Here is a 9,707-nt window from a genome sequence, read left to right as displayed (position 1 = left end):
GAATTTACATAGAACAACTATGCTACATTCCTTGCGCCGCGATCAAAAAGCATTTAATTCGAACAAAATTTAAACATGAAAGGTCAACAGAACCTAAACAATATAATAAACATTTATGGAGAAAAATATGCGTTCAATCATCACTATTATAGCCGTTACCTCTTTATTAGTTGGGTGTGGTTCTACTGGCAAAAATAACTCACAAAGCGTCATAACAAATTTAGAAAATAAACTTGCACAAGAAAAAACAACTAACAATCAACTTTTTAATGAAAATCGTGTACTTAAATTAGATATAGAAAAATTGAACGGGGTAGTTTCAGTACTAGACACAGAAAAAGAGTCAAGAGTAAAAGAGTCATCTATTTTAAGAAACCAAGTTCGTAAATTCGTTCAAAATCAAATTAGTACCTTAAAAGAGTTTTTGGTTGAAGGTGACTTGTTAGATTATATTGGAGGGGAACTTGTTCAACGAAATAATATTGAAAAAAGCCCAATGACACTTGTTGATCTAAACAATAGAATCAATAGTGCTGGCGTACTTACTGGATTAGGTGCCTATGTAAATGCTCCGTCAGACGTAAAAGTAAAAGTTTTACGTTATATCGAAAGTAACTTAGTTGTCGTTTGGGAAAGTAATCCGATAAAATTATACAAATTAGGTTTAACTAAACATCAGTTTGTAAATTCTGTCAGTGTTGAAAAAGGTGATGTTATTGCTTACGAATTTAAACGCAATGTCGGTGTTGGTTACTCAGAAGGTACGGCTGATACTCGATACTCTTTAAACCCTTTAGCCTTAGGTGAAAGTATTCACGTAAGTGCATTAACTGGTTCTAACAACAAACGTGCATTCTCTATAGGTGTTTATGGCTTACTAAACCAGTAGAAGTGACTAATTTAGCCTTAGCTAACAATGAATGATTAGTGTAGCTAAGGTACTTATCTTCAATTATTCCTTTTAACATAACACCCAAAAAATAACGCCTTTATGGGATCATCTCTTTAGTACACCCTGGGTTAGTAATCGAAATAGTACCCGCAAATGCGCACATACACTTGCTGGTACTATTTAAGGCTGGAAAGTTAGCAATCATCACCGTTGAGGAGCCTGGCATCCATGGTGCGGGAATAACTGGAGTGCATGGCATTGGCGTTAATACACCTAATGCCGCAGCAGTTGCCGCAGCTACAGCAGGATTAGCTGGCGATTTACACATTCCAAAAGGCAATATATTCACAAACGGTTTGTTGTCCATAATATTGGCAGCTGGCGTATTTTCAGTAATAACCCTATTGACAGGTAAAACTATTAATGAGCTAGGTGCAAATCCCATAGTGCACATTAAACTAGCACCCATTTTCACTTGAAATGGCATATAAAGCTCCTTTCACTCTTATAACAGTTATATTTACGTTTAAACTCAAATTCACTAAAAGCACACTAGGAATATATTTTTCTTAACATCACACAATAATTACCTATTGGTGAGTAGCGTACATGTTCTTAACAAGGGTATTATGTATCTAAAATTATGAAATTGAATTCAGGTTAAATAATTTTAAAATTCAAAGCATTATTTTCTTTATTGATGGCACAAAAATCTGTTGCTGATTTTTGATAATAAATATTATTAATCCCTTGAAAAAACTCCTCCCTTTGGTTGCTTTCTAAGCTAGCCAAAAAAACATCAAGCACTCTAGGGTCATAAAATCTAAATACCATGTTTCTGCCTTCAGGTGATTTAACGCGTAATAGCTTACGGATCTGTTTTTTAAATGCTTTAAAGTCTAATGCCGATTGTACAAAAATATTCCAATTGTTATTCCAACCTTGAGAAATCAACCAATCAGTAAATGTTGATTCACGATCAAGTAATACCATATAAGGTGCTACTTCTTGAATATCTGCTTCGAGTGCCCCACTCCATAAACAAACACTTTGAGGTTCCCAATCATATATTTTAAAACGCAGTTCAGGGCAAGCAGCGCCATCTATTACAGCATAGATATTTGACTCTACTGAAAACAAGTTTTCTTTAATTTTGTCAATTGTTTGATTATCTAGCATCTAATTACCTTCTTTTTAATATCTTACACATTACTATGCAATTAGCCTATTTTTTTGCTTTCTCACATTCTTCACAAAATGGCGTACCACTTTCAGCTGCTTGCTGCATAACCTTTGCACGAGGGCTATATTCTGTGGCTTTAACGGGCTTAATTTTTATCTTTTCACTTTCAACATTTTTTCCTTTAGGTGAATCGGCTTTACCAGGCGCGCTAGCATTGTCAGCTTCTAATGCTTTCTCAGCAGCATCAGGCGACTCTGGTGAACTTGGGCTACTAGGGTTTGCTGAGCTAGCTGAGCCACCACTATTAATTTTAACCATAGGGCCACTAATATCAATTCCCCCAGGACCTATTGCAATAAAGCTTGCACCAGCTTTTATACTAATACTCATGCCCGCTTCGAGATTTAGATTCATCCCTGCTTTAATGTCAATATCTTGCCCACTTTTCACACCATATTTAGAGCCAGCTTCAAGTTTAATAGAACTCCCCGCTTTTAAGCTTTCACTTCCTTCAATAGCTTGATTTCTATTTCCACCAATAGTGTAGTTCTCATCTCCCGCAGTTTGCTGATTTACATTGGCTTCATATTGATTATGCACATCGCCTGTAACACCTGTTAAAGCATCGCCTTCAACCAGGTAATTATCATTTTCTTTAATCAATTCAAAACGATTTTTTTCAACATGAATATGCAATTCATTACCTATCCATTCATATTGATTGTTTTTAACCCTAATATCTTGATTTCGTTCTGCATGGATAAATATTTGTTCTTCACCTTTTTTATCTTCTACACGAAACTCATTAAACCCCGCTCCACCTTTACTCGACCGCGACTTCATACCTGAAATTGTGGCATTTTCTGGCAACTTATATGGCGGCATTGTTGAACCATTATAAACACTACCAATAATAATCGGTTTATCTGGATCGCCATGTAAAAAATCAACTAAAACTTCTTGGCCTATCCGTGGAATTTGCATAGTCCCCCACCCTTTACCAGCCCAGTTTTGAGAAACACGAATCCAACATGAACTTTTTTCGTCTGCCTCACCGTATCTATCCCAATGAAAGAGTACTTTTACACGACCATACTTATCAGTCCAAATTTCTTCACCTGATTTACCAACGACCATGGCTGTTTGTGGTCCTGTTATTTTGGGTTTTATCGCTGATACTTGAGGTCGGTAAATAGCATTAGCTGGTATTGCTGTATATTTACAAGTATACAATTCAGGTTCTTCGGTTGTGGTTGTGGTGGCAATAAAATGATCAGATTTTAATGTACACGAAAAAGCTGTTATTAAGTATTTACTATTTTGATCTTCTCGATGATGATCAACTAAATCAAACTGTGCACCTGCAAATAAACTGCGATGATTACCCGCGCACGTTTTTACATCATATAAAGCATTTTCTTTTTCCATTAATATTTTTGTGTAATCAGTCCCTTTTGCTTTTTCTGAGTATTTCCCTGGATATTTAAACTTTTTCAGCGCAGATAAAGAGGATGTTTTAGGGTCTAAGGTAATAGAATCAAGACTTTTTGATGGCATAGTAAAATCATAATCAGTCAAACTAACACCACCTGTACGGAGTTTTCTAAAGCTTTTCCATACGGTTATTCCTTCTAACTCATTATGATAACTAGTCTCTTCTTTATCAAAATAAGGTATCTCTCCACACTCAGGTAATACAGAACTGTCATCAACTAATACTAAAATATGTTTACCATTAGCATGAATAAAATAAAAATAAATACCTTCTTGTTCCATTATTCTTGAAACAAAATTAAAATCACTTTCATTATACTGAACAACATAATCCTGTACACTATAACTACTCGTCAGCTTATTTTCATAATCAGAAAAACCAAGCTCGTCAAAAACTGATTTAATAATGTCAGGATAACTCACATCTTGAAAAATCCGACAATTCTCACTTAAGGTTAACAACCAGAACCAAGGCCTTATAATTGCCCCATAACAACTGTTTTTATCAATATTTTCTTTTTGAAAAAACTCAGTTATTATGCCATTAAAATATCGACTATCTTCTTGAGTTTCGAGCCGAAGGGTAACATTTTGGCCTAAAAGATCATCTAAAGCGATATCGTCATTATCACTCAATAATTCAACATCTATGGAAAAAGGCTTACCGAGTTCCTCGTGTATTTCAGCTTTACGTAATATTAATTCGTCATCACCTAAAGGCGTGGAAATGGCAACTAAACGCTCTTGTTCTAGCATTTTCTATATCCTTTAAATTACCCAATGGAATATTCTGTTAAAAAAGAAAAACAGCTACATCTGTCATTTTTTATATATTTTCAATATGATGAAAGTTGCTATTTTAATAATAGACATAAACTTTTCTTTTGTAGAAATAAATTAAAATTCAATCATCTTTTTTAAATATTTTTTGCTTTAATATTTTTTTTGTATTAAATTCATTATGCATAACTATTATAATTAAAAGCAAAGGATTTTTTCACGATGAATTATGACGAACTAATTAGTTCCGAAGTTTCAGTCAATGATGTTTGCGGAGTCAACCTTGAGGATGATTCAGGTTTTCAAAATTTCTTTTTTGAATCAGAAGGTACACCAGAAAGATTTGACGGACAAACTACTACTCCTGCAGAACCGCCAGATTGGCGTTCCGTCAAAAAAAACGCACTTACATTTCTTGAAAAAACCCATGATCTAAAACTAATTTCCATCCTCTCCCAAGCTGTTCTCAATACCGAAGGTATTATTAAATTTGAAGAATGCCTTCGTGGTCTCGCTAAGTTAATTTCAAATCATTGGAAAGAACTCTACCCTCCTCTCGATGAAGATGATGGTGATCCAATGGAACGTATTTCCGCATTAGGGCATTTAACAGACAAAGCTTTTATCATAAACGTGCTTAAAACCACCCCTATTATTAATTCAAAAGTGCTCGGTAACATCTCACTACAACTAATAGATAGAGCGGCAGATCCTTCAACTAAAAAAACAGACGCAGATCTTGAAATCACACAGGTTAAAGGAGGCTTCAAAGACAGTAATAGTGATGAATTACTTGCTACCTATAATGCAACCACGCAATGTGTTTCACATCTAAATACTATAGATCAAGCCTTTATAGAAAATGCCAGTAATGAGTACAATGTTAATTTTGATGTCACTATTGAAGTATTAACCCATTTAGCTGCAACGATTAAAAAATATGGAAACATTAGTACCGAGGTAGTTGAAACTAGCACAGATATTTCAGATACAACAAGTTCAGCTGTAAATAACGACACTCCCACAGTTAATCAAAATATATCAAGTGAGCCAAAAATGAATAATCAGGCTTTCGACAGTAGTAATATGAAATTATCATCTCGTCAAGATGTTGAACGTTGTTTTGATTTAATATGTGCCTATTACGAAGAGTTCGAACCTTCAAGCCCTATTCCTATCTTAATAAAACGTTCACAAAAACTGGTTAACCTAGATTTTCTTGAAATCGTCAAAGACATATTTCCAGATGCATTAGATCAGGTACATAAATTAGGTGGTATTTCAGAGAGTGATGCTGAAACAGATAAAGAGTCAAGTTCTAGTTCATCTGGAAGTTCTTGGTAAAAAGTGGTGGGAACATAAGACAAACCTAAATTCAGTATCTATACTGAATACTTATCAATTCGATTAATAATAAAAGAGCAGGAGAACTAACGTGGCAAGTGGTCAAAAATTTATCGGGCGCAATAGAGCCCCACGTGTACAGATCGATTACGATGTTGAACTATACGGTGCAGAGAAAAAAGTCCAAATTCCTTTCGTTATGGGTGTCATGGCTGATTTAAGTGGTAATCCAGAAGAACCTTTAGCACCAATTTCTGAACGAAAAATATTAGAAATTGATGTTGATAACTTTGATGACCGTTTAAAGGCGTCAAAACCTAGAATACAAATGACTGTGCCAAACACCCTCACTGGCGAAGGCAACTTAGCAGTAGAAATGAACTTTGAAAGTATGGATGACTTTTCACCTGAAGCTATAGCTAAAAAAACAGATGGTCTAAAACAATTATTAGAAGCCCGAACGCAATTAGCGAACCTAGTAACTTATATGGACGGTAAAGAAGGGGCTGAAGAATTGATCGCAAAAGCATTAGCTGATCCTTCTTTATTGGCAACGTTAAGTGCCTCAGCTAAACCACAAGATGAAGACAGCGGAGAATAACAATGGCTGAACAAGAAGCAAGTCAACAAGAAACAGCTTGGGAAGATCTAGATAGCAATAGCTTTGCCTCCCTACTTCAAAAAGAATTCAAACCAAAATCAGATCATGCAAAAAGTGAAGTAGAAAATGCAGTACATACTTTAGCAGGCTACGCACTGGAAGATGCAAATATTATTTCAGAAGATACTGTTCATTCAATTGAAGCTATTATTGCCGAGATAGACAAGAAGTTAACTTCTCAAGTAAATGAAATATTACATCATGAAGATTATCAAAAGCTTGAAGGTACATGGCGTGGTTTACATTATTTAGTGAACAACACAGAAACCGATGAATATTTAAAAATACGTGTTTTTAATATTTCTAAAAAAGAATTAGGTAAAAATCTGAAAAAATTTGCAGGTACCGCTTGGGATCAAAGCCCTATATTTAAAAAATTCTATGAAGAAGAATACGGACAATTTGGTGGTGAACCCTTTGGCGCAATTGTAGGTGATTACTATTTTGATAACAGCCCTGCCGATGTTAATTTATTAACAAATATGTCAAAAGTTTGTGCTGCTTCACACTCCCCATTTATTACCGCAGCATCGCCAGGATTACTGCAGCTTGATAACTGGAGTGAGCTAAGCAACCCACGAGATCTAACAAAAGTTTTTTCTACACCTGATTTCGCTTCGTTTAGATCATTACGTGAAACGGAAGATGCTAAATATATTTCTTTAACAATGCCAAGAGTTCTTTCTCGCTTACCTTATGGTGATAAAACAGATCCTGTTGAAGCATTTGACTTTGAAGAAGATGTAAGCGGCCCAGACTCATCTAAATACGCATGGACCAACGCTGCTTACTCTATGGCAGTTAATATTAATCGTTCATTTAAAGAATATGGTTGGTGTTCTCGAATTCGCGGTATTGAATCTGGCGGGGATGTTCAAGGCTTACCTGTTCACACATTCCCAAGTGATGATGGCGGTGTCGACATGAAATGTCCTACAGAAGTTGCCATCAGTGATCGCCGAGAAGCCGAATTATCAGCCTGTGGCATGATGCCTCTGATACACCGTAAAAATAGTGATATGGCCGCTTTTATTGGTGCTCAATCATTACAAAAACCAGCTGAATACGACGATCCAGATGCAACAGCAAATGCGGCATTAGCTGCCAGATTACCCTACCTATTTGCAACCTGTCGTTTTGCACATTACCTAAAATGTATAGTGCGTGACAAAGTAGGCTCATTCAAAGAACGTGACGAAATGGAACGTTGGTTACAAAGCTGGGTAAATAATTATGTTGATGGCGCTCCTGCAACGTCAACAGAAGAGACCAAAGCAAGAAAACCTTTGGCCGCCGCAGAAGTAGTAGTAGAAGAAGTAGAAGGAAGCCCTGGATATTACAGCGCTAAATTCTTCCTAAGACCACATTATCAACTAGAAGGTTTAACTGCATCATTACGTTTGGTGTCTAAACTACCTTCAGAGAAATAATGTTGGCGATAAAATTAACTTAACTAATATGTAATATAAAGGAGAATACCGATGGCTGTTGATATGTTCTTAAAATTAACTGACATAGAGGGTGAAGCACAAGATAAAACCCATGAAAAAGAAATTGACGTACTAGCATGGTCTTGGGGAATGTCGCAAAGTGGTACCTTCCACGCTGGCGGTGGTGGTGGTTCAGGTAAAGCCAACTTTCAAGATATCAGTATAACCAAATATGTTGATAAAGCATCTATGACTCTCATGGGTAAAGTTGCAACGGGTGAACATATTGCTGAAGCAACCTTAATTGTACGAAAAGCGGGTGGAAAAGATCCGCTAGAATACATAAAAATTGATATGAAAAAAGTTATGGTAACCTCTGTTTCAACGGGTGGTTCAGGTGGTGAAGATAGACTAACTGAGAATATCACTTTGAATTTTGCAGAAGTGGCAACACACTACAAACCGCAAACAGAAAAAGGCGCAGATGAACCAGCCATTGATTTTGAATGGAATATTGCTAAAAACGCGACTAAGTAAAAACAAGGTCACTCAAATCAAAGCGTTTATTTGGGTGACTTCTTACACTATTTAGTTAGTTATAAATACCATAAACAACAAGAAGTATAATAATGGATGCTGCAAGCCTATTAAAAGAAGGTAATTTAGCTGATTGTAAGACACAGCTATTTAATGAGATAAAAAAAGATCCGAGCAACGTCGAGTTACGCATTTTTTTATTTCAACTATCTTGTATCAATCGAGACTGGTCACGAGCAAAAACTCAACTTGATGTTTTAAAAGATTTATCAGATTCAACATTAGCCATGGTTAATACTTACCAGCAATTAATTGAATGCGAGCAAAAACGTGAAAAAGTATTATCTGGTGAAAAAGAACCCATTTGCTTTGGCGAACCGTCAAATTGGCTTGTTTATTATGTAAAAGCTTACCAACAATATACGTTAAATAATATTATAGAAGCAAATCAGTTATTACAAGAAGGTGCTGAATTAGCACCCGCTATTACAGGTTCAGTTAATGGCGTACCTTTTGAATGGTTAAGTGATGGCGATGTGCGGTTTGGCCCTTCAATCGAAGTTATGCTTAATGGTGGATATTATTGGTTACCATTAGAATATGTTAATGAAATCAACTTTGAACCCGTTGAAGATTTACGTGATCTAGTGTGGCGTCCTGCCAATTTAACCCTTAAAAACAAAGGGCAACTTATCGCTTTTATTCCCGTTCGTTACCCAGTCAATGCAAACACAACAGATTTACAGTTACTAGCCAGAACATGTGACTGGCAAGAGCCTAATGAAAACTTTTATATCGGTAACGGTCAACGCATATTAGTAACAGACCAACATGAATACCCAATACTCGATATAGACTCAATTAAATTTAATCATGTCTAATGCCTGAACTTTCTCAAAAAGAGCGCTTACAACTTTCTTTACTTGATAGGTTATCTGATGATGAACCAAGCAAAAAAAGTGAATCACGGGAAAAACGAGTTATTTCTGTTTCACGGTTAAAATCATTAGTTCAACGAGACTTAGCATGGCTGCTTAATAGTGTTGCGGCATCAGCTAATATGGATTTAAGCGAATACCCTGAAGTTGCCAAGTCAACCTTGAATTATGGCATTATCGATCTTTCAGGGGACAGCAGCATTGTCTATAGTCCTAAATATATTGAAAGAGAGCTTGTTAAATGTATAAAACATTATGAGCCTCGTATTATTCCTAAATCGCTTAAAATAAAAATAACTGTTGATGATAAAAAAATGAGCAGTAATACGCTATCTTTTGAAATTTCAGGTGATTTATGGGCTCAACCTTTACCTTTACAATTATTTCTTAAAACTGAAGTGGATATTGAAAATGGTAGTGTCAAACTCAATAATTGGAATTAAATAGA

Annotated in this window: 10 protein-coding genes; 7 read left to right on the top strand and 3 right to left on the bottom strand. The window is 35.7% G+C overall.

The window, feature by feature from the left end:
* Positions 1 to 127 precede the first annotated feature (127 nt).
* Complete coding sequence (locus tag ACE1OF_RS17970; RefSeq protein WP_448896157.1) at positions 128 to 889, top strand: hypothetical protein; 762 nt, start codon at positions 128 to 130, stop codon at positions 887 to 889.
* A 100-nt stretch (positions 890 to 989) separates the two neighbouring features.
* Here the strand turns inward: ACE1OF_RS17970 and ACE1OF_RS17965 are convergent, their stop codons facing one another.
* The 3 genes from ACE1OF_RS17965 to ACE1OF_RS17955 all read right to left on the bottom strand — a co-directional run bounded on the left by ACE1OF_RS17965 (position 990) and on the right by ACE1OF_RS17955 (position 4,325).
* On the bottom strand, positions 990 to 1,379 hold the full coding sequence (locus ACE1OF_RS17965; RefSeq protein WP_448896156.1) for a DUF4280 domain-containing protein: 390 nt from the start codon (positions 1,377 to 1,379) through the stop codon (positions 990 to 992).
* Between the two features lie 173 nt (positions 1,380 to 1,552).
* Positions 1,553 to 2,071, bottom strand: coding sequence for a DUF4123 domain-containing protein (locus ACE1OF_RS17960; RefSeq protein WP_448896155.1), 519 nt, complete (start codon positions 2,069 to 2,071; stop codon positions 1,553 to 1,555).
* 46 nt (positions 2,072 to 2,117) lie between these two features.
* Complete coding sequence (locus tag ACE1OF_RS17955; protein WP_448896154.1) at positions 2,118 to 4,325, bottom strand: type VI secretion system Vgr family protein; 2,208 nt, start codon at positions 4,323 to 4,325, stop codon at positions 2,118 to 2,120.
* Between the two features lie 246 nt (positions 4,326 to 4,571).
* Between ACE1OF_RS17955 and tssA the strand changes: the two genes are divergently transcribed.
* The 6 genes from tssA (at position 4,572) to tssE (ending at position 9,702) form a co-directional block, all read left to right on the top strand.
* Positions 4,572 to 5,693 carry a type VI secretion system protein TssA gene (gene tssA, locus ACE1OF_RS17950; RefSeq protein ID WP_448896153.1) on the top strand — a complete coding sequence of 374 codons (1,122 nt, stop codon included), beginning with the start codon at positions 4,572 to 4,574 and terminating at the stop codon, positions 5,691 to 5,693.
* A gap of 91 nt (positions 5,694 to 5,784) precedes the next feature.
* Positions 5,785 to 6,294: a type VI secretion system contractile sheath small subunit gene (gene tssB / locus ACE1OF_RS17945; protein ID WP_448896151.1), complete on the top strand. Its 510-nt coding sequence runs from the start codon at positions 5,785 to 5,787 to the stop codon at positions 6,292 to 6,294.
* Between the two features lie 2 nt (positions 6,295 to 6,296).
* Complete coding sequence (gene tssC, locus ACE1OF_RS17940; protein ID WP_448896149.1) at positions 6,297 to 7,784, top strand: type VI secretion system contractile sheath large subunit; 1,488 nt, start codon at positions 6,297 to 6,299, stop codon at positions 7,782 to 7,784.
* A 51-nt stretch (positions 7,785 to 7,835) separates the two neighbouring features.
* Positions 7,836 to 8,321 carry an Hcp family type VI secretion system effector gene (locus ACE1OF_RS17935; RefSeq protein WP_448896148.1) on the top strand — a complete coding sequence of 162 codons (486 nt, stop codon included), beginning with the start codon at positions 7,836 to 7,838 and terminating at the stop codon, positions 8,319 to 8,321.
* Between the two features lie 92 nt (positions 8,322 to 8,413).
* Entirely contained in the window at positions 8,414 to 9,202 is a 789-nt protein-coding gene (locus tag ACE1OF_RS17930; protein ID WP_448896147.1) for a type VI secretion system accessory protein TagJ, read from the top strand.
* A complete protein-coding gene (tssE, locus tag ACE1OF_RS17925) occupies positions 9,202 to 9,702 on the top strand; it encodes a type VI secretion system baseplate subunit TssE (RefSeq protein WP_448896146.1) in 501 nt (166 codons plus the stop codon). Before ACE1OF_RS17930 ends, tssE begins: the two co-directional genes overlap by 1 nt.
* The last annotated feature ends 5 nt before the right edge of the window (positions 9,703 to 9,707 follow it).

Source organism: Colwellia sp. E150_009 (assembly GCF_053543955.1).
This window is presented reverse-complemented; position numbering and strand designations above follow the sequence as displayed.